Origin of the sequence: Micromonospora sp. WMMB482 (assembly GCF_019038635.1) — a bacterium.
GTDB classification, from domain to species: domain Bacteria; phylum Actinomycetota; class Actinomycetes; order Mycobacteriales; family Micromonosporaceae; genus Micromonospora; species Micromonospora marina.
Map to the genome: position 1 here is coordinate 239,314 of NZ_JAHOPD010000020.1, position 26,812 is coordinate 266,125.

25 protein-coding genes are annotated in these 26,812 nt (G+C 72.0%); 8 read left to right on the plus strand and 17 right to left on the minus strand.

Annotated features, from left to right (window positions below):
- Window positions 1-298: 298 nt before the first annotated feature.
- The 8 genes from KSK32_RS01920 to KSK32_RS01955 are packed head-to-tail and all read right to left on the minus strand — an operon-like array spanning window position 299 to window position 7,039.
- On the minus strand, window positions 299-736 hold the full coding sequence (locus tag KSK32_RS01920) for a metal-sulfur cluster assembly factor (protein ID WP_216928145.1): 438 nt from the start codon (window positions 734-736) through the stop codon (window positions 299-301).
- Window positions 733-1,206: a Fe-S cluster assembly sulfur transfer protein SufU gene (gene sufU, locus KSK32_RS01925; RefSeq protein WP_216928146.1), complete on the minus strand. Its 474-nt coding sequence runs from the start codon at window positions 1,204-1,206 to the stop codon at window positions 733-735. Before sufU ends, KSK32_RS01920 begins: the two co-directional genes overlap by 4 nt.
- Window positions 1,206-2,510: a cysteine desulfurase gene (locus tag KSK32_RS01930; protein ID WP_216928147.1), complete on the minus strand. Its 1,305-nt coding sequence runs from the start codon at window positions 2,508-2,510 to the stop codon at window positions 1,206-1,208. The genes sufU and KSK32_RS01930 overlap by 1 nt, the downstream gene beginning before the upstream one ends.
- Before the next feature lie 8 nt (window positions 2,511-2,518).
- Entirely contained in the window at window positions 2,519-3,292 is a 774-nt protein-coding gene (gene sufC, locus KSK32_RS01935; protein ID WP_216928148.1) for a Fe-S cluster assembly ATPase SufC, read from the minus strand.
- Window positions 3,292-3,636: a non-heme iron oxygenase ferredoxin subunit gene (locus KSK32_RS01940; RefSeq protein WP_216928149.1), complete on the minus strand. Its 345-nt coding sequence runs from the start codon at window positions 3,634-3,636 to the stop codon at window positions 3,292-3,294. The genes sufC and KSK32_RS01940 overlap by 1 nt, the downstream gene beginning before the upstream one ends.
- Entirely contained in the window at window positions 3,636-4,781 is a 1,146-nt protein-coding gene (gene sufD, locus KSK32_RS01945) for a Fe-S cluster assembly protein SufD (RefSeq protein WP_216928150.1), read from the minus strand. Before sufD ends, KSK32_RS01940 begins: the two co-directional genes overlap by 1 nt.
- A 54-nt stretch (window positions 4,782-4,835) precedes the next feature.
- Window positions 4,836-6,266 (minus strand): Fe-S cluster assembly protein SufB, encoded by a 1,431-nt coding sequence (sufB, locus tag KSK32_RS01950; RefSeq protein WP_216928151.1) that lies wholly within the window; start codon window positions 6,264-6,266, stop codon window positions 4,836-4,838.
- The gene (locus KSK32_RS01955) at window positions 6,263-7,039 is read right to left on the minus strand and encodes a metalloregulator ArsR/SmtB family transcription factor (RefSeq protein WP_216928152.1); all 777 of its coding nucleotides are present in this window, start codon (window positions 7,037-7,039) and stop codon (window positions 6,263-6,265) included. The genes sufB and KSK32_RS01955 overlap by 4 nt, the downstream gene beginning before the upstream one ends.
- A gap of 97 nt (window positions 7,040-7,136) precedes the next feature.
- Here KSK32_RS01955 and KSK32_RS01960 point away from each other — a divergent pair, with 97 nt between their 5' ends.
- Both KSK32_RS01960 and KSK32_RS01965 read left to right on the plus strand, forming a co-directional pair.
- The gene (locus KSK32_RS01960; protein WP_216928153.1) at window positions 7,137-8,099 is read left to right on the plus strand and encodes a heme A synthase; all 963 of its coding nucleotides are present in this window, start codon (window positions 7,137-7,139) and stop codon (window positions 8,097-8,099) included.
- Between the two features lie 73 nt (window positions 8,100-8,172).
- The gene (locus KSK32_RS01965) at window positions 8,173-9,840 is read left to right on the plus strand and encodes a right-handed parallel beta-helix repeat-containing protein (protein ID WP_216928154.1); all 1,668 of its coding nucleotides are present in this window, start codon (window positions 8,173-8,175) and stop codon (window positions 9,838-9,840) included.
- Window positions 9,841-10,472: 632 nt separating this feature from the next.
- On the opposite strand, the gene KSK32_RS01970 is transcribed toward KSK32_RS01965, so the two are convergent.
- From KSK32_RS01970 to KSK32_RS01980, 3 genes are all read right to left on the minus strand, one after another.
- Window positions 10,473-11,396: a RimK family alpha-L-glutamate ligase gene (locus KSK32_RS01970; RefSeq protein ID WP_216935728.1), complete on the minus strand. Its 924-nt coding sequence runs from the start codon at window positions 11,394-11,396 to the stop codon at window positions 10,473-10,475.
- Between the two features lie 3 nt (window positions 11,397-11,399).
- Complete coding sequence (locus KSK32_RS01975) at window positions 11,400-11,732, minus strand: hypothetical protein (protein ID WP_216928155.1); 333 nt, start codon at window positions 11,730-11,732, stop codon at window positions 11,400-11,402.
- 217 nt (window positions 11,733-11,949) lie between these two features.
- A complete protein-coding gene (locus KSK32_RS01980) occupies window positions 11,950-12,909 on the minus strand; it encodes a heme o synthase (RefSeq protein ID WP_216928156.1) in 960 nt (319 codons plus the stop codon).
- 263 nt (window positions 12,910-13,172) lie between these two features.
- Between KSK32_RS01980 and tkt the strand changes: the two genes are divergently transcribed.
- The 6 genes from tkt to pgl all read left to right on the plus strand — a co-directional run bounded on the left by tkt (window position 13,173) and on the right by pgl (window position 21,609).
- A complete protein-coding gene (tkt, locus tag KSK32_RS01985) occupies window positions 13,173-15,311 on the plus strand; it encodes a transketolase (protein WP_216928157.1) in 2,139 nt (712 codons plus the stop codon).
- A gap of 16 nt (window positions 15,312-15,327) precedes the next feature.
- Entirely contained in the window at window positions 15,328-16,506 is a 1,179-nt protein-coding gene (gene tal / locus KSK32_RS01990; protein ID WP_216928158.1) for a transaldolase, read from the plus strand.
- Between the two features lie 102 nt (window positions 16,507-16,608).
- Window positions 16,609-18,177: a glucose-6-phosphate isomerase gene (locus KSK32_RS01995; RefSeq protein WP_216928159.1), complete on the plus strand. Its 1,569-nt coding sequence runs from the start codon at window positions 16,609-16,611 to the stop codon at window positions 18,175-18,177.
- Between the two features lie 50 nt (window positions 18,178-18,227).
- Window positions 18,228-19,742, plus strand: a complete 1,515-nt coding sequence (gene zwf / locus KSK32_RS02000; RefSeq protein WP_216928160.1) for a glucose-6-phosphate dehydrogenase — start codon at window positions 18,228-18,230, stop codon at window positions 19,740-19,742.
- A 31-nt stretch (window positions 19,743-19,773) separates the two neighbouring features.
- Entirely contained in the window at window positions 19,774-20,790 is a 1,017-nt protein-coding gene (locus KSK32_RS02005; protein WP_216928161.1) for a glucose-6-phosphate dehydrogenase assembly protein OpcA, read from the plus strand.
- A 48-nt stretch (window positions 20,791-20,838) separates the two neighbouring features.
- Entirely contained in the window at window positions 20,839-21,609 is a 771-nt protein-coding gene (gene pgl / locus KSK32_RS02010; protein WP_216928162.1) for a 6-phosphogluconolactonase, read from the plus strand.
- A 65-nt stretch (window positions 21,610-21,674) separates the two neighbouring features.
- On the opposite strand, the gene KSK32_RS02015 is transcribed toward pgl, so the two are convergent.
- The 6 genes from KSK32_RS02015 to whiA all read right to left on the minus strand — a co-directional run bounded on the left by KSK32_RS02015 (window position 21,675) and on the right by whiA (window position 26,799).
- Complete coding sequence (locus KSK32_RS02015; protein ID WP_018788218.1) at window positions 21,675-22,019, minus strand: RNA polymerase-binding protein RbpA; 345 nt, start codon at window positions 22,017-22,019, stop codon at window positions 21,675-21,677.
- Window positions 22,020-22,149: 130 nt separating this feature from the next.
- Complete coding sequence (secG, locus tag KSK32_RS02020) at window positions 22,150-22,410, minus strand: preprotein translocase subunit SecG (RefSeq protein ID WP_018788217.1); 261 nt, start codon at window positions 22,408-22,410, stop codon at window positions 22,150-22,152.
- Window positions 22,411-22,505: 95 nt separating this feature from the next.
- On the minus strand, window positions 22,506-23,297 hold the full coding sequence (tpiA, locus tag KSK32_RS02025) for a triose-phosphate isomerase (protein ID WP_216928163.1): 792 nt from the start codon (window positions 23,295-23,297) through the stop codon (window positions 22,506-22,508).
- Complete coding sequence (gene pgk / locus KSK32_RS02030) at window positions 23,298-24,497, minus strand: phosphoglycerate kinase (protein WP_216928164.1); 1,200 nt, start codon at window positions 24,495-24,497, stop codon at window positions 23,298-23,300.
- A gap of 52 nt (window positions 24,498-24,549) precedes the next feature.
- The gene (gap, locus tag KSK32_RS02035) at window positions 24,550-25,554 is read right to left on the minus strand and encodes a type I glyceraldehyde-3-phosphate dehydrogenase (RefSeq protein WP_216928165.1); all 1,005 of its coding nucleotides are present in this window, start codon (window positions 25,552-25,554) and stop codon (window positions 24,550-24,552) included.
- A gap of 264 nt (window positions 25,555-25,818) precedes the next feature.
- A complete protein-coding gene (gene whiA / locus KSK32_RS02040; RefSeq protein ID WP_018788213.1) occupies window positions 25,819-26,799 on the minus strand; it encodes a DNA-binding protein WhiA in 981 nt (326 codons plus the stop codon).
- Window positions 26,800-26,812 lie beyond the last annotated feature (13 nt).

A 26,812-nucleotide genomic window follows, 5' to 3' on the forward strand; every position in this document is an offset into this window, starting at 1 on the left:
TGGGGCGAGGCGGCCGGCGGCAGGACGCGCTGTCGGCGTGCGGCCATCGCCGCACGGACAGAGACCTGCTTCGGGTACGCCTCGATCACCGCCTCATCCTGCGACTCCCTCCCCCACCCCGCCACCTCTTTCCCACCCACCCCTCCCTCGCGATCTTGCACTTAGGGCCCCGAAGAAAGGCGGAATGTCCCGGTACGCCTGGGCAGGATGTGCAAGATCGCCGGGAGGGGGGCGGGGAAGCGCTGCGGGCGCGGCACCCCTGGCAGGGGTGCCGCGCCCGCAGCGGTGACCGGAAAGGTCAGACGTTGAAGCCGAGCGAGCGGAGCTGGTCGCGCCCCTCGTCGGTGATCTTGTCGGGGCCCCACGGCGGCAGCCAGACCCAGTTGATCCGGATGTCGTTGACCAGGCCGCCGCCGGGACCGGTGGTCAGCGCCTGCCGGGCCTGGTCCTCGATCACGTCGGTCAGCGGGCAGGCCGCCGAGGTCAGCGTCATGTCCAGCGTCGCGACGTTCTCGTCGTCGACGTGCACGCCGTACACCAGGCCCAGGTCGACCACGTTGATGCCCAGCTCGGGGTCGACGACGTCCTTCATCGCCTCCTCGATGTCACCGATCGCGGCCTTGCCGCCGGCCGGCGCCGCCGCACCCGCGGCCGCGCCGTCGGCAACAGCTCCGTTGACGGCGGTGCCGTCCGTCGCCACCGCGCCGGCCTCGGGAGTCATGCTCTCCTCGCTCATGCCTTCACCTCCGGGCTCACGCCCACCCCGGCGCGTGCCGCGGCGTCCTTGAACGCCATCCACGACAACAACGCGCATTTCACCCGGGCCGGGTAGCGCGCGACACCCGCGAACGCCACCCCGTCTCCGAGCACGTCCTCGTCCGGCGTGACCTGGCCACGCCCGGACATCAACTCCACGAACGCCTCGTGCACCACAGCGGCGTCGCTCGCGGCCTTGCCGCGCAGCAGCTCGTGCAGGATGCTCGCCGACGCCTGGCTGATCGAGCAGCCCATCCCGTCGTACGAGATGTCGGTGAACACGCTGCCGTCGGTCGCCACCCGTACGGTGATCTCGTCGCCGCAGGTCGGGTTGACGTGGTGCGCCTCGCCGACCCGGGCGGCCGGGTCCGTGGCCTCCCGCAGGCCGCGGCCCTGCGGATGCTTGTAGTGGTCCAAAATGATCTCTTGGTAGAGAGATTCGAGTTGCATCAGTCGAACACCTTCCGCACCTGCTCCAGACCCGCCACCAGGGCGTCGATCTCCGCGGTGGTGGTGTAGAGGTAGAACGACGCCCGCGTCATGGCCGGCACCCCGAAGCGGGTGCACACCGGCTTGGCGCAGTGGTGGCCAACCCGCACCTGCACACCGAGCGAGTCGAGCACCTGCCCGACGTCGTGCGGGTGCACGTCGCCGAGCGCGAACGAGATCGTCCCGCCCCGGCCCACCGGCACCGTCGGACCGAAGATCCGCAGACCGGGCACTGTGGCGAGGGCGTCGAGCGCGTACGCCGTCAGCTCCTTCTCGTGCCACTGGATCGCCGGCATGCCGATCGCGGTGAGGTAGTCCACCGCCGCGCCGAGCGCCACCGCCTCGGCGATCGGCGGGGTGCCCGCCTCGAACCGGGCCGGCGGCGCGGCGAACGTCGAGCCCGCCATCGTCACCGTCTCGATCATCGAGCCGCCGCCCATCACCGGAGGCATCGCGGCGAGCAGCTCGCCCCGGCCCCAGAGCACGCCGATGCCGGTCGGGCCGCACATCTTGTGCCCGGTGAAGACGATGAAGTCGGCGTCGTAGCCGACCACGTCCATCGGCAGGTGCGGCACCGACTGCGAGCAGTCGAGCAGCAGCAGCGCGCCGACCTCGCGGACCCGCGCAGTGATCCGCGAGGTGGCGTTGACGGTGCCGAGGATGTTCGACATGTGCACCAGCGAGACGATCTTCGTCCGCTCGGTGACCAGGTCGTCCAGGCCGGACTCGTCGAGCCGCCCCTGGTCGGTGACCGGGAACCAGCGCAGCGTCGCGCCGGTGCGCTCCGCCAGCAGCTGCCACGGGACGATGTTCGAGTGGTGCTCCATCTCGGAGATCACGATCTCGTCGCCGGGGCCCAGCCGGAACCTCGGGTCGCCGTCCGCGCGCAGCGAGGCGTTGGAGAACGCGTACGCCACGATGTTGATCGCCTCGGTGGAGTTCTTGGTGAACACCACCTCGTCCACGCTCGGCGCGTTGACGAACGCGGCGATCTTGGCCCGTGCGCCCTCGTACGCCTCGGTCGCCTCGGTGCCCAGCGTGTGCACCGAGCGCGACACGTTGGCGTTGTGCAGGGCGTAGTGCTCGGCGAGCACGTCGAGCACCTGCCGCGGCTTGTGCGAGGTGTTCGCGCTGTCCAGGTAGACGAGCGGGTGACCGTTGACCTCCCGGTCGAGGATCGGGAAGTCGGCCCGCACCTTCGCCACGTCGAAGCGGGGCACGTCGGCGTACTGCGGCATGCCCGCCGGGATGGCCATCGAGGTCATGTCGAGTCTCAGGCCCGCGCCGCGCCGGCCCCGGCGACGTACCGCTCGTAGCCCTCTTCCTCGAGCTTGTCGGCCAGCTCCCGGCCGCCCTGCTCGACGATCCGGCCGGCCACGAAGACGTGCACGAAGTCGGGCTTGATGTAGCGCAGGATGCGGGTGTAGTGGGTGATCAGCAGCAGGCCGGTGTCGCCGGTGTCGCGCACCCGGTTCACGCCCTCGCTGACCACGCGCAGCGCGTCCACGTCCAGGCCGGAGTCGGTCTCGTCGAGGATCGCCATCTTCGGCTTGAGCAGCTCCAGCTGGACGATCTCGTGCCGCTTCTTCTCACCGCCGGAGAAGCCCTCGTTGACGTTGCGCTGGGCGAACGCCGGGTCCATCTGGAGCTTCTCCATGGCGCCGCGCAGCTCGCCGGCCCAGGTACGCAGCTTCGGCGCCTCGCCGTCGAGGGCGGTCTTGGCGGTACGCAGGAAGTTGGCCACCGACACGCCGGGAACCTCGACCGGGTACTGCATGGCCAGGAAGAGACCGGCGCGGGCGCGCTCGTCGACGGACATGGACAGCACGTCCTGGCCGTCGAGGGTCACCTCACCGCTGGTGATCTCGTACTTCGGGTGACCGGCGATCGAGTACGCCAGCGTCGACTTGCCGGAGCCGTTCGGGCCCATGATGGCGTGCGTCTCACCGGAGCGCACGGTCAGGTCGACCCCGTGCAGGATCGGCTTGAGCTCACCCTCGGGCAGCTTGACCGACACCTTCAGGTCGCGGATCTCCAGGGTGCTCATCAGCGGGTCACTCCATTGCTCGGCAGCGGACGGCCGTCGCCGTCCACGGAAAGGTAGATGTCGCCGTCGCGGACTTCGACGGAATAGACGGGTACGGGTTCGGTGGCGGGCAGCCCGGTGGGCTCACCGGTACGCAGGTCGAAACGGGATCCGTGCAGCCAGCATTCCAGCGTGCAGCCCTCGACCTCGCCCTCGGACAGCGCCACGGCGGCGTGCGAGCACTCGTCGTGCACCGCGTAGAACACGTCGTCCTCGCCGTGCACGATCGCGACCTGCACGCCCTCCACGTCGGCGCTGATCGCGGTGCCCTTCGGCACGTCCTCGGCGGAGCAGATCTTCAGCATCAGGCGCCGGCCTTCGCCAGTCGGGCCTCGATGGCGTCGCCCAGGCGCTCGCGCAGGTCGTCGACCGGGATCTTGTTGATCAGCTCGGCGAAGAAGCCGCGCACCACCAGGCGCCGCGCCTCGGCCTCCGGGATGCCCCGGGCCATCAGGTAGAACAGCTGCTCGTCGTCGAACCGGCCGGTCGCGCTGGCGTGCCCGGCGCCGGCGATCTCACCGGTCTCGATCTCCAGGTTGGGTACGGAGTCGGCCCGCGCGCCGTCGGTGAGCAGCAGGTTCCGGTTGATCTCGTACGTGTCGGTGCCGGTCGCCTCGGCGCGGATCAGCACGTCGCCGACCCAGACCGTGTGGGCGTCGTCGCCCTGCAGGGCGCCCCGGTAGCCGACGTTGCTGCGGCAGTCCGGCACGGTGTGGTCGACCAGCTGCCGGTGCTCCAGGTGCTGACCGGAGTCGGCGAAGTAGACGCCGTACAGCTCGGCCTCGCCGCCGCGGCCGGTGTACTCCACCGACGTGTACTGCCGGACCAGGTCGCCACCGAGGCTGACCTGAACGTGCAGGATCCGGGCGTCGCGGCCCAGCCGCACCTTGAGGTGCTGCGCCTGCACCGCGTCGTCGGCCCAGTCGGCGACGGTCACCAGGGTCAGCTTCGCCCCGTCGCCCACAGTCACCTCGACGTTGTCGGCGAGCGTGGCCGAGCCGACGTGCTCGATCACCACGGTGGCCTCGGCGAACCGGTCCACCTCGACGAAGGTGTGGCCGAAGGCGAGCGCCTCGGCGTTCTCGCCGACCACCCGCAGGCGCACCGGCCGCTCCACCACCGCGTCGCGGTCGACGCGCACCAGCAGCGCGCCGTCGGCCCCGCCGTACGCGAGCGCGCTGACCCGGTCGAACGGGGTGAGGACGCTACCCACCCGGGGGTCGTCCCGGCCGATCCGGTCGACGGTGACGCCCTCGGGCAGGTCACCGTACTCGTGCCGGACCGCGCCGGTCGCGCCCTGCGCGTGCGCGGCCAGGCCGCGCAGGCGCTTGAGCGGGGTGAAGCGCCACTCCTCCTCCAGGCCGGTCAGGGCCGGGAAGTCGGCGACGTCGTACGAGCGGAGCGCCTGCGACTTGTTTGTCGTGGGCGGCGCGGAAGCCTGGGTAGTCATCTCTTCCTTGGTCTGTTATACGACGACGGTGTCATTAACCGGAGGGCGGCCGGGTCAGCCGACCGCACCCTCCATCTGGAGCTCGATCAGGCGGTTGAGCTCCAGCGCGTACTCCATCGGGAGTTCCTTGGCGATCGGCTCGATGAAGCCGCGCACGATCATCGCCATCGCCTCGTCCTCGCTCAGGCCCCGGCTCATCAGGTAGAAGAGCTGGTCGTCGCTGACCTTGGAGACGGTCGCCTCGTGCCCCATCGACACGTCGTCCTCGCGGATGTCGACGTACGGGTAGGTGTCGGAGCGGGAGATCGTGTCGACCAGGAGCGCGTCGCACTTCACCGTGCTCTTGCTGCTGGTCGAGCCCTCCAGCACCTGCACCAGACCGCGGTACGAGGTGCGGCCGCCGCCCCGGGCGATCGACTTCGACACGATGGTCGAGGAGGTGTGCGGCGCGGCGTGCACCATCTTGGCGCCGGCGTCCTGGTGCTGGCCCTCACCGGCCATGGCCACCGAGAGCACCTCGCCCTTGGCGTGCTCGCCGGTCATGTACACCGCCGGGTACTTCATGGTGACCTTGGAGCCGATGTTGCCGTCGACCCACTCCATGGTCGCGCCCTCGTGGCACACGGCGCGCTTGGTGACCAGGTTGTAGACGTTGTTCGACCAGTTCTGGATGGTCGTGTACCGGCACCGGGCGTTCTTCTTGACGATGATCTCCACGACGGCGCTGTGCAGCGAGTCGGAGGAGTAGATGGGCGCGGTGCAGCCCTCGACGTAGTGCACGTACGCGCCCTCGTCGACGACGATCAGCGTCCGCTCGAACTGGCCCATGTTCTCCGTGTTGATCCGGAAGTAGGCCTGCAGCGGGATGTCCACGTGCACGCCCTTCGGCACGTAGATGAACGAGCCACCGGACCAGACGGAGGTGTTCAGCGCGGCGAACTTGTTGTCGCCCACCGGGATGACCGTGCCGAAGTACTCCTTGAACAGGTCCTCGTGCTCCCTGAGCGCGGTGTCGGTGTCGAGGAAGACGACGCCCTGCTCCTCCAGGTCCTCGCGGATCTGGTGGTAGACCACCTCGGACTCGTACTGCGCCGCGACGCCGGCGACCAGGCGCTGCTTCTCCGCCTCCGGGATGCCGAGCTTGTCGTAGGTGTTCTTGATGTCCTCGGGCAGGTCCTCCCAGGAGGTGGCCTGCTTCTCGGTGGACCGGACGAAGTACTTGATGTTGTCGAAGTCGATCCCGGTGAGGTCGGCGCCCCAGTTCGGCATCGGCTTGCGGTCGAACAGGCGCAGGCCCTTGAGCCGCAGGTCGAGCATCCAGGCCGGCTCGTTCTTCTTGGCCGAGATGTCCCGGACCACCGCCTCGTTGAGGCCGCGCTGGGCGGACGCCCCGGCGACGTCGGGGTCGGCCCAGCCGTACTCGTAACGACCGAGGGCCGCGAGCTGCTCCTCCTGGGTCAGGGGCTGGACGATCTGCTCGGTCATCTATCTGTCCTCACAGTGGTGACGGTGGAACCGGACTGGGCGGGAATGTGCGTGGTGCACACGCCGTCGCCGTGCGCGATGGTGGCAAGGCGCTGTACGTGAGTGCCGACCAGACGGGAGATCACTTCGGTCTCGGCCTCGCACAGCTGAGGGAACTCGGCGGCCACGTGCGCCACCGGGCAGTGGTGCTGGCAGAGCTGGCCGCCGGAGGCGATCGTGGACGCGTTCGCAGCGTAACCCTCGGCGGTCAGCGCGCCCGCGAGCGCCTCCGCCCGCGCGAGCGGGGCGTCTCCGGCGTCCTCCATGGCCGCCTGGCAGCGGGCCTCCAGCGCGGAGACCTGCTCGGCCGCGAACGCCGCGACCGCCTCGGTGCCGCCGGTGCGGGCGATCCACCGCAGCGCGGCGGTGGCCATGTTGTCGTAGTGGTGGGTGCCGCAGCGACCGCGGCCCGCTTCGGTGAGCGCGAAGACCTTGGCCGGCCGGCCACGCCCGCGGCTGCCGCGCACGGTCTGGTCGCGGGCGACCACGTCACCGTCGGCGAGCATCGCGTCGAGGTGCCGGCGGATCGCGGCCGGGCTCAGTCCGAGCGCCGAGCCGAGCTGCGCGGCGGTGGTGGCGCCACGCTCCAGCAGCAGCTGGGTGACCCGGTCGCGGGTCGACAGGTCGGCCGGCGCGGCCTCCTGCTCCCCACGCCGTACGCTGCGACGTGCGCGCGAACCACCGGCGACCGGACTGGTCACCGGCGTTCGGGAGAGCGCCGCCGCGTTTTTCACAACGGCAACGTTACGTAATTCGCGGAGGGCCCGCAAACCCGGGTCCGGTGATTCCGACCACCGGGGCGCCGGAGTCACCCGATCGGGATCAACTACGGTGCGTAGGATTCGCTCCGTGAAGCGATCCGTCCGGTTTCCGGTCTCCGCCACGCTGCTGCGCCGCCTCGCGCTCGCCTCGATCATCGCGAACGTCGCGATCGTGGTCACCGGCGGGGCCGTCCGGCTCACCGCCTCCGGCCTCGGCTGCCCGACCTGGCCGCGGTGCACCGACGACTCCTACACCACCACGGCCGAGATGGGCGTGCACGGGGTGATCGAGTTCGGCAACCGGCTGCTCACCTTCGCGGTCGGGATCATCGCGCTCGCCGTGGTGCTGGCCGTGCTGGCCCACCGCCCCCGCCGCCGCGGGACGCTGCCGCTGGCCGTGGGCGTGCTGTTCGGCATCCCCGCGCAGGTGGTCCTCGGCGGTATCACCGTGCTCACCGACCTCAACCCGTGGGTGGTCGGGCTGCACTTCCTCGCCTCGATGGTGGTGATCGCCGCCGCGTACGCGCTCTGGCGGCGCATCAAGGAGCCGGACGGGCCGGTCACGCCGACCGTGCCGGCGCCGCTGCGTACCCTCGCCTGGATCACCACGGCGGTCAGCGCCTCGGTGCTGGTGGTCGGCACCTGGGTGACCGGCAGCGGACCGCACGCCGGCGACCACGGCGCGGCCCGCAACGGTCTGGATCCGGCGGCGATCTCCCAGGTACACGCCGACGGCGTCTTCCTGCTGATCGGCCTGTCGGTGGCGCTGTACTTCGCGTTCCGGGCGGTCGGCGCGGCGCGGGCGGCGCGGGCCGCCGCGGTGCTGATCGCGGTCGAGCTGGGTCAGGGCGTGATCGGCTTCGTCCAGTACTTCACCAATCTGCCCGCCGTGCTGGTCGGCGCGCACATGCTCGGCTCGTGCCTGGTGCTGCTGGCCACCCTGGGCGTGCTGTGGGCGACCCGGGAGCGGCTGCCGGCCACCCCGGAGGCCCCGGCCGCGCCAGCCGCGCAACGGGTGGGCGCCGCCGCCTGACCGGGGGCGTTACCGCGCGGCGGGAGCGGGAAAGCGGTCCGGGCCACCGACCGCCCGCCCGAGGGAGATCCCCGTGTCGCGCAAGAGCCTCTCCACCACCACCCCGCAACGGCTGACCCCGGTCGCCGGCGCGCCGCTGTGGTGCGACGCCCGCGAGCACGGCCTGACCGGCGACGGGGTCACCAACGACCAGCCGGCCCTGGCGGCGCTGGTGGACCACCTGGGCGCCGGGTACGACGCCGACGGCCGGGCCCGGGTGATCTACTGCCCGCCCGGCCTGTACTCGATCCGCGATGCCGGCACTGTCTGGCGCAGCGGCGTCTCGCTGCTCGGCGCCGGGCCGGCGGCGACCCGCTTCCTGCTCAGCAACGAGGGCAACCGCAGCGCACCGGTCCCGCTCGCCTTCTGGACCACGGTGCAGCACGGCGCGGACCGGGACCGGCACATCGCCGACTGCACGTTCGCCGACTTCGAGATCGACGGCTCCGGCGTCGCCCAGACCGCCTACGACTACCTGGCCAAGGGGCTGGGCCTGCAGTACGTGGTGCGCGGCGTGTTCCGCAACCTCTACATCCACCACACCGGCGCCACCGGCCTGGGCTGCGACTTCCTCCAGGACGGCCTGATCGACGGGGTGGTCGCGGTGGGGTGCGGCCGGCTGGACAACGGCGACCAGATGGGCGGCGCCGGGATCGGCGTCGGCATCGGCGGCTGGGGCGACGTGGAACGTCTCACCATCGCCAACTGCACCACCATCGGCAACGGCACCAACGGCATCTTCCTGGAGCTGCAGAAGGACTACTGGACCCCGCCGCGCGGCTTCCGGATCATCGGCTGCCACAGCCAGGCCAACCGGTTCGGCATCTCGGACTGGGGCGCGGACGGGCTGATCGTCTCCGGCTGCACCATGACCAACAACCTGGAGGCCGGCTTCGACGTGTCCGGCAACGGCACCGCGGGGGTCGCCGGGCGCGGCGGCCTGCTCACCGGCTGCGTGATCGACGCCAACGTCGGCGATGGCATCAGCATGGGCAACACCCCCGGCCCGTACACGGTGCAGGGCAACCGGATCAGCCGTAACGGCGGTTTCGGCTACCACGAGCACGACCTGGGCCACGGCTACCGGGGCGCGGCGGCCGACGTGGTGATCCAGGACAACGACATCCGGGAGAACGCACTGGACGGCATCCGGATCGACCGCCCGATGCTCGACACGTCGATCGTGGGGAACCGGATCCGGGACAACGGTCACCGCTCCGCGCCGGCCGCCTCCGGCTCCGGCGACGCGGTGCGCTACGGCCCGCGCGAGGTCACCGACGGCAACGCCGACTGGCCGGCCGGCGGGCACCGGGGCAAGGTGGTGCGGGTCGGCTCCCGCGACGCCGTGGTGTCCGACAACAGCGCCGACCGGCTCTCCCTGGCCGAGGTACGCCCGGACGGCTCCACCGGGTGGAACGCGGCCACACCGGGGCCCGGCACGGCGTACGAGCTGCCTGATGGTCCGCCTGCGTGCGGCGGCATCACGATCGCCGCGCCGTTCGACTCGGCCACCGTGCGCGGCAACCGGATCTGGCACCGGGACGCCGACACCCAGGCCTACGGGATCTGGGTCACCGAGGCGGGCAGTTGCGTCTCCTGCGCGTTCGAGGACAACGACCTGGCCGGCACCCAGGCCGCGATGCGGCTGGACACGCCGCCGATCGGCGGCCGCTGGGCGCGCAACCACAGCGACCGCGACTGACCTCCCGGCCGCTCGGGCGGCTCCGGTTCAGCCGGGCCGGCGTCGGTGGCGACGGCAGCACGACCGGGCTGCCGGTGCTGACCGCGTGCGCGACGATCAGCACCAGAGATCGCGGTCGCGATGCAGCAGCCAGGTGACGTGCAGGCCGAGCAGCGCGCTGACGGCGTCGAAGACGCGGCCCGGGTGGGCCCCGGCGAAAGCCGCTGACAGCACGATGGCGGCGACGGGCGGCAAACGCGCCGCCAGCCCGGGTGGAACACGCCCCCACCTCGTGACACCCATGGCGTTCCATTCACGGCACGGACGGACCGCGAGTGGAACACCATGGGTGCCTGGACACCCCGAAGACACCCATACCGTTCCACCCGGGGCACCGCCAGACAGCGAGTGGAACACCATGAGTGCCTCGGACAGCCCCGAGACAGCCTGGCGTTGCATGCACCGCGTCGGGTGGGTGTTTTGTCTGGTCGGGGTGGGTGGCATGGCGCTCAGGCGGGCAGCCGGTCGGGGTCGGCGAGCTGCGTCAGCGGCCGGGCGGGTCGCGGTCCCGGGCCCGCTGCCAAGGCCAGGACGCCGCCAGGGCCGGCACGCTCGCCACAGCCACAGCCACAGCCACAGCCAGTCGGGACGGGTCAGCAGCGGCGGGCCAGGTGGGTGAGCACCGCGTCGGCGAGCCGCTCCGGGGCGCCGTCGGCGTACCCGACGAACAGGCTCGGCTCGGTCAGCTCCAGCTCCACCAGCACGGGCTCGCCGTCCGGGCCGGGGATCAGGTCGACGCGGGCGTAGAGCAGCCGGTCCGGGCCGCCGGGCACCACCGCGAGCACCTTCTCGGCCACGGCGCGCTGCGCCGTCGTGGCGGAGCGGGCGTCGATCCGCTCCTCCTTGTAGAGCGCGGCCTCGCCCAGGTCCGGCCCGGTCAGCATCGGACCCTTGCGGATCGCGTGGCTGAACGTCAGGCCGCCGGGGCCGGCCAGGAACAGCAGCGCGGTCTCCCCGGCGGTGTCCACCGCGTCGAGGTACGGCTGGACCATGGTGACGCGCCCGGCGCCGGAGAGCCGCCGTACGTGGGCCACCGCCAACTCGCGGTGCTCCGGGTCGGTCAGGTCGTAGCGCCCGGTGTCCTGGCTGCCCGCGCTGACCGCCGGCTTGATCACGTACTCGCCCCCGGCCGGCGGCGCCCACGCCTGCCCCGGCTCGACCCACTGAGTCGGCACGGTGGGCACACCTGCGGCGGCCAGCTCGGACAGGTAGCGCTTGTCGGTGTTCCAGGCGACCACGTCGGCCGGGTTGACCAGGGCCGGCACGGTACGCGCCCAGGCCACGAACTCGCCCCGCCGCCGCGCGTAGTCCCACGGGGACCGGAGCACGACCAGGTCGTACCCGGGCCAGTCGACGGCCGGGTCGTCCCAGACCGCGATCTCGGCCGTGACGCCGCGGGCCGCGAGCGGGCCGAGCGCGAGCCGGTCGTCCGGGTCGAGGCCGGGCAGTTCGGCGCAGGTGACGAAAGCGACCCGGGGTCTCCCCGGGTCGACTGGTGGTGGTCGGTCATTCGGTATATGTCAACGGGCCATCGTGCGCCGGGCCATCGACCGCCACAGGTCGTTGCTCGGACGCATCTGGTCCATCAGTTCACGCTCCCAGGCGTTCTCGACGTCGACCCCGGCCTTCGCGCAGGCCTGCCGCGCGATGTCCGTGCCGTCGGCGAACTGGTCTGCCCATACCCCGTCGGAACCCACGAGGACGATCCGTGCGCCGCGCTTGCCGACGTACTCGATGACCGCCTTCGCGCCGCCGTGCCCGGCGGCGAACGACTTGATGCCCGCGACCAGGCCGTTGGGGGCCTGCTCGGCGGTCTTGTCAGCCGTCAGCGTCGTATCGGAACCATCTGCCATGACGCGAAGCCTAAGCAGAGTTCCACCCGGATGTGCGAGAACCATGAACTGAATGTGATGCCAATTACCCGCCGGTTTAAGGAGAACCACAGGTAAATAGTCCGTACATGTCGCTTATATCTGGGCGAAGCAGACAGGGGGGATCGTCACAATCTGTCCGGGTTGAGCCCCCGGGAAATCCCGAAAAAAACTTCTGATGAACCGCCGGACGGGCGGGTCAGATGAGCGCGTCGAGTGCGACGGCCGCGAAGAGGATCGTGAGGTACGTGGTGGACCAGTGGAACAGCCGCATCGGCTTGACCGCCTCGCCACGCGTCGCGCGCCGGCACAGCTTGTGCGCCTCGACGAGGAAGATCCCGCCGACCACGAGCGCGGTCACCCCGTAGATCGGGCTCATCCCGAGCGGCCAGACCGCCAGCGAGGAGAGCACCGTCAGCCACGAGAAGCCGATGATCTCGGCGTTGACCCGCCGGACCGAGGCCACCACGGGCAGCATCGGCACCCCGGCACGGGCGTAGTCGGCCTTGTACTTGATGGCCAGCGCGTAGAAGTGCGGCATCTGCCAGAAGAAGACCACCGCGAACAGGCCCCACGCGGCCGGCGCCAGCGTGCCGGTCACAGCGGCCCAGCCGATCAGCACCGGCGCGGCGCCGCAGATGCCGCCCCAGAACGTGTTGGCGGCCGTGGTCCGCTTCAGCCACAGCGTGTAGACCAGGTCGTAGTAGGCGATCGCGGCCAGCGTCAGCAGTGTCGCCGGCCAGTTCGTCGCCGCCGCCATCAGCGCCACCGAGACGGCGGCCAGCACCAGGCCGAAGACCAGCGCGTTGCGCGGCGACACGGTGTGCGCGGGCAGCGGGCGGCGCTTGGTTCGCCGCATGAGCTGGTCGATGTCGCGGTCGATGTAGCAGTTGATGACGCTCGCCGCGCCGGCCGCCAGCGACCCGCCGACCAGCACCACGGCGACCAGCCACAGCGACGGCATCCCGCCGTGGGCGAGCATCATCGCCGGCACCGTGGTCACCAGCAGCAGCTCGACGATCCGCGGCTTGGTCAGCGTCACGTACGCCGCCACCACGGCGCGTACGTCCCGCCGGCCGCCCGCCGGCGCCTCCGCCACCGCGCCCACCGGCGACTGCCCGGCAGGACTGCTGACGGGGCGCTCGGTGATCATGCTCACGGATTGCCACCTTCCGGCATCGGCGGGGGAGGTCGTTCGGCCCGGACCGCTGCCGGTCCACACACCGCCCCACACACTACGCGGCGTCGTTTTGGCTGCCCCGTGGACCCGGCAACGGTGCGAGCCGTCACACCTGGGGTTGAACGACCGGACGCCGACGATCCGTACAGAACAGCATGCTGAGATCCCCGGGCGGACGTTTAGCACCGCTCGATAGGGTCATCAGTGAGGGTTCCGCCCATCTGCCGAGGAGCACAACCATCGTGGCTGTCAACCGACCCGAGCTTCCCGCTCTCAACTGGTCCGACCTCGACCGCAGGGCCGTCGACACGGTCCGCGTGCTGGCCATGGACGCCGTGGAGAAATCCGGCAACGGCCACCCGGGGACGGCGATGAGCCTCGCCCCGGTGGCGTACCTGCTCTTCAACCGGGTCATGCGCCACAACCCCGCCGACCCGAACTGGGCCGGGCGCGACCGGTTCGTGCTGTCCGCCGGCCACTCCAGCCTGACGCTCTACATCCAGCTCTTCCTCTCCGGCTACCCGCTGGCGCTGGACGACCTCAAGGCGCTGCGCCAGTGGGGCTCGCTCACCCCGGGCCACCCGGAGCACGGCCACACCCCCGGCGTCGAGACCACCACCGGGCCGCTCGGCCAGGGCCTCGGCAACGCGGTCGGCATGGCCATGGCCGCCCGCCGCGAGCGCGGCCTGTTCGACCCCGAGCCGGACCGCGCCGACTCCCCGTTCCGGCACGACATCTGGTGCATCGCCTCCGACGGTGACATCGAGGAGGGCATCACCCACGAGGCCAGCGCGCTCGCCGGTCACCAGCAGCTCGGCAACCTCTGCGTGATCTACGACGACAACGAGATCTCGATCGAGGACGACACCCGCATCGCCAAGAGCGAGGACGTGGCGGCCCGCTACGAGGCGTACGGCTGGCACGTGCAGACCGTCGACTGGCGCCGCGGCGACGCCGACCAGGGCGACTACCACGAGGACGTGGAGGCGCTGTACGAGGCGCTGCTGGCCGCCAAGGCGGAGACCGGCCGGCCGTCGTTCATCGCGCTGCGCACGATCATCGGCTGGCCGGCGCCGAACAAGAAGAACACCGGCAAGATCCACGGCTCGGCGCTCGGCGCGGACGAGGTGAAGGCCACCAAGGAGATCCTCGGCTTCGACCCGCAGCGCACCTTCGCCGTCGACGAGGAGGTGCTCAAGCACGCCCGTCAGGTGATGGAGCGCGGCGCGCAGGAGCAGGCCGAGTGGACCACCCGGTTCGACGCGTGGGCGCAGGCCGACCCGGAGCGCAAGGCGCTGTGGGACCGGATGGCCACCCGTACCCTGCCGACCGGCTGGACCGACGCGCTGCCCACCTTCGGCGCGGATGCCAAGGGCATCGCCACCCGCGCCGCCTCCGGCAAGATCCTGGAGGCCCTCGCGCCGGTGCTGCCCGAGCTGTGGGGCGGCTCGGCCGACCTGGCCGAGAGCAACAACACCACCATGAAGGGCGAGCGGTCGTTCGTCCCGGCGGCGCACGCCACCAAGGACTTCCCCGGTGACGAGTACGGCCGCACGCTGCACTTCGGCATCCGCGAGCACGCCATGGGCGCGATCCTCAACGGCATCGCCCTGCACGGCGGCACCCGCCCGTACGGCGGCACGTTCCTGGTGTTCAGCGACTACATGCGCCCGGCGGTGCGGCTGGCCGCGCTGATGAAGCTGCCGGTGACGTACGTCTGGACGCACGACTCGATCGGCCTCGGCGAGGACGGCCCGACGCACCAGCCGATCGAGCACCTGACCGCGTTGCGCGCCATCCCCGGCCTGGACGTGGTCCGTCCGGCCGACGCCAACGAGACGGTCTGGGCGTGGCGGCAGGCGCTGGAGCACACCGACCGGCCGACCGCGCTGGCGCTCAGCCGCCAGGCGCTGCCGACGTTCGACCGCACCGACCTGGGCGGTGCCGAGGGCGTCGCCAAGGGCGGGTACGTGCTGGCCGAGGCGTCGACCGGCAAGCCGCAGGTGATCCTGGTCGGCACCGGCTCCGAGGTGCAGCTCTGCCTCACCGCGCGGGAGCGGCTGGAGGCCGACGGCACCCCCACCCGGGTCGTCTCCATGCCCTGCCAGGAGTGGTTCTTCGCCCAGGACGAGGCGTACCGGGAGTCGGTGCTGCCGCGCGGGGTAAAGGCACGGGTGAGCGTGGAGGCGGGCATCGCGATGTCGTGGCGCGCGATCGTCGGCGACAGCGGCGAGTGCGTGAGCATCGAGCACTACGGCGCCAGCGCCCCGCACACCGTGCTCTTCGAGCAGTTCGGGTTCACCCCCGACCGGATCGTGGCCGCCGCGCACGCGGCGCTGACCCGGGTGGGCGACATCACCGGTTTCACGACCGGCAACTGAGGGGAGCGTGGACGTCATGACGGACAGGCTGAGTGAGCTCCAGAACGCCGGTGTGGCGATCTGGCTGGACGATCTTTCCCGGGTACGACTGAGCTCCGGCGGGCTGGACAAGCTGCGCCGGGAGAACCACGTAGCGGGGGTGACCACCAACCCGACGATCTTCGCGAAGGCGTTGAGCGACGCCGACGAGTACGACTGGCAGCTTCGTGACCTCGCCGTACGCGGCGTGGACGTCGAGGAGGCGGTCCGCATGCTCACCACGTACGACGTGCGGTGGGCCTGCGACGTGATGCGCCCGTCGTACGACGTCAGCGGCGGCGTGGACGGCCGCGTGTCGATCGAGGTGGACCCGCGCTCGGCGCACGACGCGGCGAAGACCGTCGCCGAGGCCAAGGCGCTGTGGTGGCTGGTCGACCGGCCGAACCTGTTCATCAAGATCCCGGCCACCGAGGAGGGCCTGCCCGCGATCACCGCGACGCTCGCCGAGGGGATCAGCGTCAACGTCACGCTGATCTTCGGCCTGGACCGGTACTCGCAGGTGATGGACGCCTTCCTGGCCGGCCTTGAGCAGGCGCAGGCGAACGGGCACGACCTGTCGAAGATCGGCTCGGTCGCCTCGTTCTTCGTCTCCCGGGTCGACAGCGAAGTGGACAAGCGGCTGGAGAAGATCGGCTCCAACCAGGCCAAGGCGCTGCGCGGCAAGGCCGCGGTCGCCAACGCCCGGCTGGCGTACGAGCGCTACAGCGAGGTCTTCTCCTCGGCACGCTGGCAGAAGCTGGCCGACGCGGGCGCCCACCCGCAGCGCCCGCTGTGGGCCTCCACCTCGACGAAGAACCCGGACTACCGGGACGTCATCTACGTCGAGGAGCTGATCGCCCCCGGCACCGTCAACACCATGCCGGAGCCGGTCATCCACGCGTACGCCGAGCACGGCGAGACGAAGGCGGACACCGTCACCGTCGCGTACGACGACGCCCGCCAGGTCTTCGCCGACCTCCAGTCGGTGGGTGTGGACCTGTCCGACGTGATCGCCACGCTGGAGCGCGAGGGCGTGGAGAAGTTCGAGGCGAGCTGGGTGGAGCTGCTGGAGGGGGTCAAGAAGTCCCTCACCGAGGCGGCCAAGGGCTCGGGCAGCCCGCACCGGGCCGCCGGGGAGAACGCGCAGGCGGCGCAGCAGGCCGGCGGCAACGCGTGACCGACGGCGTCCGACGCGTCCCGGGGCCCGGCCCCGGGACGCGTCGCGCCGTAGGAGTGGAACGGGTGAGGTGGTTGCCGTGAGCGAGCCGGGGCTGGCGCCGTGAGTGATCTGCTGGCCGGGCGGGCGGACATGGCCGCCGGGCTGGCCGTGCGCGGCGCGGACACGGTCGGCGGGTCCGCACGCGCCGCGCTCGTCGCCCACGACGTACCGGCCCGGCTCGCCGCCGCGGACCCGGCCCTCTGGGGCCCCGCCGCCGAGGCGGCGGCACTCACCCGGCTGGGCTGGCTGCACGCCCACCGGCGCAGCCGGGACCTGCTCCCCCAGCTCGCCGAACTGTCCGCCGAGCTGGGCGACCTGGACCACGTGGTGCTGGCCGGCGCCGGCGGCGACACGCTCGCCGCCGAGGTGCTGGCCGAGTGCCTGGGCCGGCCGCTGACAGTGCTCGACACCGCCGATCCGGGGCCGGTGCGGGCCGCGCTCGCCGACCGCCCGGCGCGTACCCTCCTGGTGCTCGCCGCACGGCACGGCCTCGACCGGACCACCGACGCCCACCTGCGCGCCTACCGGCGGGCGTGGGCGGACGAGGGCCCCGATGCCGCCCGGCACGTCGTGGTGGTCACCGAGCCCGGCTCGGAACCGGCGGCACGCGCCGACGAGCTGGGCGCGGTGGTGATCCCGGCCGAACCGGGCGTGGCCGGGCCGTGGGCCGCGCTCACCGCGTTCGGACTGGTTCCGGCGGCGCTGGCCGGCGCGCCGGTGGCCGAGGTGCTGGACGAGGCCGAGGCGCTCACCGGCGCGCTGGACCGGGACCGGGACAACCCGGCCCTGGCGCTCGGCGCGGCCCTGGGCGCCGCGGCCGGAGCCGGCCGGGACACCGTCGCGCTGGTCCCCGACGGCACCGGCCTCGACGGCCTGGGCCGCTGGGCCGGCGCGCTGCTCGCCGACGCCACCGGTGGACGGCTGCTGCCGGTGGTCGCGGAGTCCCCCGGCTCGCCCGGCGCCACCGGTCCGGGCGTGCTGACTGTCGGTCTCGGCGGAGCCCTCGGCGCCGGCGTCGGGCCGGTCGTGGCCGCCGACGTCGCGGTGAACGGCCCGCTCGGCGCGCACCTGCTCGCCTGGGCCTACGCGGCCGCGACCGCCGCGGTGACGCTGCGGGCCGACCCGTTCGCGGCGCCCGCCGCCGCGCCGGCCGACGACGAGCCGGAGGGCGGGCCGCCGTCGTCGTCCGAGGGCGCGATCGAGGTGTACGCCCCGAGCGGCGTCCCGGCCGACCTGACCGGCGCGCTGCGGTGGCTGCTCGACGGGCTGGGCGAACGGGAGCACCTCGTGGTGACCGCGTACCTCGACCGGCACGCCGACGCGGCGGTCGCCGGGCTGCGCCCGCTGCTGGTGCGGGCCGCCCGACGCCCGGTCACCTTCGGCTGGGGACCGCGCAGGCCGGAACACACCGACCCGCACGGCCGGCACCTCCAGATCACCGGTGCGGTCACCGATGATCTGGAGGTGCCCGGCCGTCCGTACACCTTCGCGCAGCTCCAGGCGGCCCAGGCCGCCGGCGACCGGCGGGCCCTGGCCGGCCGGGAGCGACCGATGCTGCGACTGCACCTGACCGAGCGGGCGGCGGGCGTCGCCCAGCTCCTGGACACGGCCGGACGGACACGCACGTGACGATCAATGACCTGGAATCAGCGGACCGAGACGCAGGAGGAGGTGGCCCGGTGAACCCGCTGCGCGATCCGCAGGACCGGCGGCTACCCCGGATCCCCGAGCCGTGTGCCCTGGTGATCTTCGGGGTGACGGGCGACCTGGCCCGCAAGAAGCTGCTGCCGGCGGTCTACGACCTGGCCAACCGGGGGCTGCTGCCGCCCGGCTTCGTGGTCCTGGGCTTCGCCCGGCGCGACTGGGGTGACGGCGACTTCGAGTCGGTGGCGCACGACGCGGCCAAGAAGCACGCCCGTACCCCGTGGCGGGAGGAGGTGTGGGCCCGGCTCGCCGGCAACATCAAGTTCGTCGGCGGCTCGTTCGACGACGACGCGGCGTTCGACCATCTCGCCGCCACGCTCGACGAGCTGCGCGACACGCACGGCATCCCCGGCAACGCCGCCTTCTACTTCTCCATCCCCCCGGCGGCCTTCCCCGTGGTGCTCAAGCAGCTGGCCCGCACCGGCATGGCGGACAACGCCAAGTCCGGCGGCTGGCGGCGGGTCGTGGTGGAGAAGCCGTTCGGCAACGACCTGCCCTCGGCCAAGGCGCTCAACGACCTGGTCGACGACGTCTTCACCCGCCAGGACGTGTTCCGGATCGACCACTACCTGGGCAAGGAGACGGTCCAGAACATCCTGGCGCTGCGCTTCGCGAACAACCTGTTCGAGCCGCTGTGGAACTCCACGTACGTCGACTCGGTGCAGATCACCATGGCCGAGGACGTCGGCATCGGCACCCGGGCGGCGTTCTACGACTCCGTCGGCACCGCCCGCGACGTGCTCCAGAACCACCTGCTCCAGTTGCTCGCCCTGGTCGCGATGGAGGAGCCGACGAGCTTCGACGCCGACGAGATCCGGGCCGAGAAGCTCAAGGTGCTCAAGGCGATCACCGTGCCGCGCGACGTCTCCGAGGACACCGTGCGCGGCCAGTACCTGCCCGGCTGGGTGGGCGGCGAGCGCGCCAAGGGCTACCTGGAGGAGGAGGGCGTCCCGGAGGGCTCCACCACCGAGACGTACGTGGCGGTGAGGCTGGGCATCCAGAACCGCCGCTGGGCCGGGGTGCCGTTCTACATCCGGGCGGGCAAGCGGCTGCCCCGGCGGGTCACCGAGGTGGCCATCATGTTCAAGAAGGCGCCGCATCTGCCGTTCAACGCCGCCGACATGGAGTCCCTCGGCCCCAACCAGCTCGTCATCCGGGTGCAGCCGGACGAGGGCGTGGTGCTGAAGTTCGGCTCCAAGGTGCCGGGCACCACGATGGAGGTCCGCGACATCGCGATGGACTTCCAGTACGGCGAGGCGTTCACCGAGTCCAGCCCCGAGGCGTACGAGCGGCTGGTGCTGGACGTGCTGATCGGCGACCGGACGCTGTTCCCGGACGCCGCCGAGGTGGAGCAGAGCTGGCAGGTCGTCGACCCGCTGGAGCACGCCTGGGAGGGCACGACCCCGGAGCCGTACCGGGCCGGTGAGTGGGGGCCCCGGGCCGCCGACGAGATGCTGGCCCGCGAGGGCCGGGCTTGGCGAAGAGCGTGAGCGAGCACTGCGAGCGAACCAGGAGGCTCCATTGATCGGGCTGTGGGACACCACCGGCAACGAGGTGGTCAAGGCGCTGGCCGCGGAACGGCGCAGCGCGGGCGGGGTGGCCAGCGGCATGGCGCTCACGCTGATCGTGGTGGTGGACGAGAAGCGGGTACGCGAGGCCGAGGCGGCGGCCACCATCGCCGCGGCGGCACACCCGTGCCGGCTGCTCGTGGTGGTCCGCTCCGACGTGGAGCGCGACCGCAACCGGCTGGACGCGGAGATCGTCGTGGGCGGCCGGCTCGGGCCGTGCGAGGCGGTGGTGACGCGGATGTACGGACGGCTCGCGCTGCACGCCGAGTCGGTGGTGATGCCGCTGCTGGTGCCGGACGTGCCGGTGGTGACGTGGTGGCACGGCGAGCCGCCGGAGGAGATCTCCACCGACTTCCTCGGCGTGGTGGCGGACCGGCGGATCACCGACTCGGCGCAGGCCGCCGACCCGATCGCCGCACTGCGCCAGCGGGCCCGCGACTACGCCCCGGGCGACACCGACCTGGCGTGGACCCGGATCACCCCGTGGCGCACGCTCGTGGCGGGCGCGTTCGACACCACCCAGGCCCGGGTCACCGAGGCGAGTGTGGTGGCTCCCCCGTCGGACCCGACGGCGGCGCTGATGCGCGGCTGGCTCAACGCCCGGCTCGGTATCGACCCGGTCCTGGTCGCCACCGACGAGTTCCCGCGGATGCGCCAGGTGCAGTTGCGCTGCGCCAACGGCGACGAGCTGACGCTCACCCGGGACGACAGCATCGCGGTGTTCCGGCGTACCGGACAGGAGGACCGCACGCTGCCGCTGGTCCGCCGGCCGCTCGGCGACGAGCTGGCCGAGGAGCTGCGCCGCCTCGACGCCGACCAGGTGTACGCGGAGGCGCTCGGCGCCGCGGCCGGGATCACCGGCCTCGACCAGCGTCAGGCCCAGCGGGTGCACGTGTGGAAGGATCCGGCGACCGCCCAGCGGGCCGAGGCCGGCGTGACCGCGCACGCGGGCGCGACCGCGAACGAGTGACCGCCCGGACCGGGCGGCCGGGAGCACAGGAACACGAGGGCACGACGGATGACTGAGGCGAGTGTCGCCGTACACGCCGACCCCGACCTGCTGGCGCAGGCGGTGGCGGCCCGGCTGGTGGTGAAGCTGCTCGACGCGCAGGCCGAGCGCGGCCAGGCGTCGGTGGTGCTGACCGGCGGGCGGATCGCCGCGGCAGTGTACCGGGCGGTCGGGCAGCTGCCCGCCCGGGACGCCGTCGACTGGTCCCGGGTCGACGTGTGGTGGGGGGACGAGCGGTTCCTGCCCGCCGGTGACCCGGAACGCAACGAGACGCAGGCGCGGGCGGCGCTGCTGGACACGGTGCCGCTGGACCCGGCCCGGGTGCACCCGATGCCGGCGTCGGACGGCCCGGCGGGTGACGACCCGGAGGCGGCTGCCGCCGGGTACGCCCGGGAGCTGGCCGCCGCCGCCCGGCCCGGGAACGCGATCGTGCCGCACTTCGACGTGCTGATGCTCGGCGTCGGCGAGGACGGCCACGTGGCGTCGGTGTTCCCGGAGCACCCGGTGCACCACGACAACCGGCCGGTCAGCGCCGTGCGGGGCAGTCCGAAGCCGCCGCCGGTGCGGACCACGCTGGCGCTGCCGACGATCAACACGGCCGAGGAGGTCTGGTTGATCGCCGCCGGGGCGGACAAGGCCCGGGCGGTGGGCATGGCGCTGGCCGGGGCCGGGCCGGTCCAGCTGCCGGCCGCCGGGGTGCGGGGTGTCTCCCGTACTCTCTGGCTCCTCGACCGGGCCGCGGCGGCGAACGTGCCGCCGCGCCTGCGCAGCCTCCGCTGAGCGGTAAGGAAGGGCCCCTTCTTAACGTCTCCGGTAGAGCAGGGGCCCCTTCTTAACACCTCGGCTCAGGCGCGGCCGCGACGCCGGCGCAGCGCGTCGAGGGCCTCGGCGAGCAGCGCCTCCCCCTCCTCCGGGGTACGCCGCTCCTGCACGTACGCCAGATGGGTCTTGTACGGCTCGGCGCGCTGGCGGCCCGGCGGGTCGCCCGGGTCGGGGCCGGCCGGCTCGCCGCAGCGGGGGCACTCCCAGGTGGCGGGCGTCTCCGCCTCGGCGGCGATCAGGAACTCGACCCGGTGCCCGTGGCGGCACCAGTAGACGACCGGCCGGCGCGGCGCGGGCTCGACCCGCTGGTCGAACCGCTCGGGGGCGGACCCGATCCGGGTGCCGCGGATGACGTTGTTGCTGGGCACGGTTGCTCGCTCCCTGTCGTCGGAGGGGACCGCCGCCGGAGGGGGTGGGCGGCGGGCGACGTGCGGAGAAACAAAACTGCGCGCGGTCCGTGACGGACCGCGCGCAGATTGTACGCTTCTCAGCGCCGACTCAGGTGCCGCTGGCCATCTGCAGCCGCAGCCAGAGCCCGAGCCCGACGATGCACGCGAACCAGACGATTCCTACCAGAACGGTGTAGCGGTCGAGGTTCTTCTCGGCCACCGACGAACCGGCCAGGCTGGAGCTGACGCCGCCGCCGAACATGCTCGACAACCCGCCGCCCTTGCCGCGGTGCAGGAGGATCAGCAGGACGAGCAGCACGCTGGTGATGACCAGCAACGTGATCATCGTGTAGGCGAACCAGATCGGCATGGCGGGGGTCAGTCCTCTCGTTGCGATCACTGCCCGGACCTGTCGGGCACTGCGGCACCGGCCGGTGGACGGGCAGCGTCAAGGATAGCGAGCGATCAGCGGGCGATGTGCTCCGGGAACCGGCAGATCTGCGCGAACTCCTCCGCGTCCAGGCTGGCGCCCCCGACCAGGGCCCCGTCCACGTCCGGCTGCGCCATGATCGCGGCGACGTTCGACGCCTTGACCGACCCGCCGTACAGGATCCGGACCTGCTCGGCAGTGCCCTCGTCGTAGGTCTCGGCGATGCGCTTGCGCACCGCGCCGCAGACCTCCTGGGCGTCCTCCGGGGTCGCCGTCTTGCCGGTGCCGATCGCCCAGACCGGCTCGTACGCCACGACGACCTTGGTGACCTGCTCGGCGGTGAGCCCCTTCAGCGCGCCGTCGAGCTGGTCGCAGCAGTGCCGCACCTGACCCGACTGCTCCCGGACCTCCAGGCCCTCGCCGATGCAGAGGATCGGGGTGAGCCCGTTCGCCAGCGCCGCCGACACCTTCGCGTTGACGAGGGCGTCGTCCTCCTTGTGGTACTGCCGCCGCTCGGAGTGACCGACCACCACGTAGCCGCAGCCCAGCTTGGCGAGCATCGGACCGGCGATGTCACCGGTGTACGCGCCGGACGGGTGCGGCGACAGGTCCTGCGCGCCGTAGCCGATCAGCAGCTTGTCGCCGTCCACGGCGGTCTGCACGGTACGCAGGGCGGTGAAGGGCGGCAGCACCACGCACTCGACGTCGGTGAGCTGCTTCTCGTTCAGGCTCGCGGCCAGCTTCTGCACCAGCAGGTTGGCCTCGAGGTGGTTCAGGTTCATCTTCCAGTTGCCGGCCATCAGTGGCCGGCGGGTCGTGCTCGCCATTCAGTTCTCCAGGGCCGCGATGCCGGGGAGGGTCTTGCCCTCCAGGTATTCCAGGGAGGCGCCACCACCGGTGGAGATGTGCCCGAACGAGGACTCGTCCAGGCCCAGCGCGCGCACCGCCGCGGCCGAGTCGCCGCCGCCGACCACGCTGAACGCGTCGGTCTTGGTGATCGCCTCGGCCACGCCCCGGGTGCCGTTGGCGAACGCCGCCATCTCGAACACGCCCATCGGGCCGTTCCAGAAGACGGTCTTCGCCTGCGACAGCGCGGCGGCGAAACCGGCCACCGTCTCCGGGCCGATGTCCAGGCCCAGGCGGTGGCTGGGGATGCCGTCGGCGGGCACGGTGTCGTGCGCGGCATCCGGCGCGAACGCGTCGGCGGCCACCACGTCGACCGGCAGCATGATCTTGCCCGGCGCGCGCTCCATCAGGTTGCGGCAGGTCTCGACCATGTCCTTCTCCAGCAGCGACGTGCCCACCTCGTGGCCCTGGGCCTTGAGGAAGGTGAAGCACATCCCGCCGCCGATGAGCAGCCGGTCGACGGTCGGCAGCAGCGCCTCGATCACGGCCAGCTTGTCGGAGACCTTCGAACCGCCCAGCACGACCACGTACGGCCGCTCCGGCTCGCCGGTCAGGCGGCTGAGCACCTCGACCTCGCGCAGCACCAGCCGGCCCGCGTAGTGCGGCAGCCGGGCCGGTACGTCGTGCACGCTGGCGTGCTTGCGGTGCACCGCGCCGAACGCGTCGTCGACGTAGGCGTCGCCGAGCGCGGCGAGCTGGTCGGCGAACGCGCCGCGCTCCGCGTCGTCCTTGCTGGTCTCGCCGGAGTTGAAGCGCAGGTTCTCCAGCAGCGCGACCTGGCCGTCGGCCAGCTCGGCCACGGTGGACCGCGCGGAGTCGCCGACGGTGTCCTCGGCGAAGTGCACCGGGGCGCCGAGCAGCTCGCCGAGCCGCCCGGCGACCGGGCGGAGGCTGAACTGCGGGTCCGGCGCGCCCTTCGGGCGGCCCAGGTGCGAGCAGACGACCACCTTCGCGCCGGCCTGCACCAGCGCGCTCAGCGTCGGCAGGACGGCCCGGATCCGGCCGTCGTCCGTGATGTCCCCGGTCTGCTTGTCGAGCGGGACGTTCAGGTCGGCGCGCACCAGCACGCGCCGACCCGACACCCCCTCGGCGAGCAGGTCGTCGAGGTTGCGGATCGTCACAGAGCTAGCCCTCCGTTCGTGACTGCGGGGCTCGCAAGCTCGCTCCTCGCACTCACAGGGACTGACCCACCAGCTTGACCAGGTCCACCAGGCGGTTCGAGTAGCCCCACTCGTTGTCGTACCAGCCGACGACCTTGACCTGGTTGCCGATCACCTTGGTCAGCGGCGCGTCGAAGATGCACGACGCCGGGTCGGTCACGATGTCGGCGGAGACGATGGGATCCTCGTTGTAGGTGAGGATGCCCCGCAGCGGGCCCTCGGCGGCGGCCTTGAGCGCGGCGTTGACCTCGTCCACAGTGGTCTCCCGGCCGACCTCGACGGTCAGGTCGGTGGCCGAGCCGGTCGGGATCGGCACGCGCAGCGCGTAGCCGTCCAGCTTGCCCTTGAGCTCCGGCAGGACCAGCCCGATGGCCTTCGCGGCACCGGTCGAGGTCGGCACGATGTTGAGCGCGGCGGCCCGGGCCCGGCGCATGTCCTTGTGCGGCGCGTCCTGCAGGTTCTGGTCCTGCGTGTACGCGTGGATGGTGGTCATCAGACCCTGCTTGATGCCGAACGTGTCCTGCAGGACCTTCGCCATCGGCGCGAGGCAGTTGGTGGTGCAGGACGCGTTCGAGATGATGTTGTGCTTGGCCGGGTCGTACTGGTCCTGGTTGACGCCCATGACCACTGTGACGTCCTCGTTCTTCGCCGGAGCGGAGATGATGACCTTCTTGGCCCCGCCGTCGAGGTGCGCCTTCGCCTTGGTGGCGTCGGTGAAGAACCCGGTGGACTCGATGACCACGTCGACGCCGAGGTCGCCCCACGGCAGCTTGCCGGGGTCCTTCTCCTCGAACACCTTGATGGCCTTGCCGCCCACGGTGATCTCGTCGGCGCTGGCCTTCACCTCGTGCGGGAGGCGGCCCAGGATGCTGTCGTACTTGACAAGGTGGGCGAGCGTCGCGTTGTCGGTCAGGTCGTTGACCGCCACGACCTCGACGTCAGCGCCGGACGCCAGCACTGCCCGGAAGAAGTTGCGGCCGATCCGGCCGAAGCCGTTGATGCCAACCCGGATGGTCACAGGTCCCATCTCCTCGCGTTCTGGTCCGCCGGCGTCAGACCGCGGCCGGCGGAGGTGTGTGCGCCGACCGTTGGAGCCGGCCGTCGACATGTCATCTCGGCCACCCCGCCGCGGTCACGGAGACCTGACCGCCCGAGGCGGTGAGCACGGCGAGGAGCGCCTGTTCCGGCCCCCTTGCCGTACGCAGCGACCATATCCGAGCGCGCGGCGTCGCGCTGCGGCGGGTGGTGATACCGCTCGCGGTGCGCTGCCGCCCGAGTCCTATCAGACCACGAGCATGTCCGGCGTGACTGCCGCTTCCGTATCCGGGATGCCCAGGTCACGGGCACGCTTGTCGGCCAGCGCGAGCAGCCGGCGGATCCGGCCGGCGATGGCGTCCTTGGTCAGCGGCGGCTCGGCGAGCGCGCCCAGTTCCTCCAGCGAGGCCTGACGGTGCTCCAGGCGCAGCCGCCCGGCCGAGGTCAGGTGGTTCGGGGCGTCGTCGGCGAGGATCTCCAGCGCGCGGGTCACCCGGGCGGCGGCGGCGACCGCGGCGCGGGCGGAGCGGCGCAGGTTGGCGTCGTCGAAGTTGGCCAGCCGGTTCGCGGTGGCGCGCACCTCCCGGCGTACCCGGCGCTCCTCCCAGGCCAGCACGCTGGAGTGCGCGCCGATGCGGGTGAGCAGCGCGGCGATCGCGTCACCGTCCTTGACCACCACCCGGTCCACGCCGCGCACCTCGCGGTTCTTCGCGGTGATGCCGATACGCCGGGCGGCGCCGACGAGCGCCAGCGCCGACTCCGGACCCGGGCAGGTGATCTCCAGCGCGCTGGAGCGGCCCGGCTCGGTGAGCGAGCCGTGCGCCATGAACGCGCCCCGCCAGGCCGACACGGCACAGCAGACGTTCGCGGCCACCACGTGCGGCGGCAGGCCGCGCACCGGGCGGCCCCGCACGTCGAGCAGGCCGGTCTGCCGGGCGAGCGCCTCGCCGTCCTTGACCACCCGCACGATGAAGTGGCTGCCCTTGCGCAGCCCGCCGGAGGCGAGCACGTGGATCTCGCTCGGGTAGCCGTACACCTCGGCGATCTCCCGCCGCAGCCGGCGGGCCACCGCGCCGGTGTCCAGCTCCGCCTCGACCACGACGCGACCCGACACGATGTGCAGGCCGCCGGCGAAACGCAGCAGCGCGGCCATCTCCGCCCGGCGACAGCAGGGCTTGGGCACGTCGACCCGACTCAGCTCGTCCTTGACCGCAGCCGTCATCGCCATAGTGCGCCCCCTC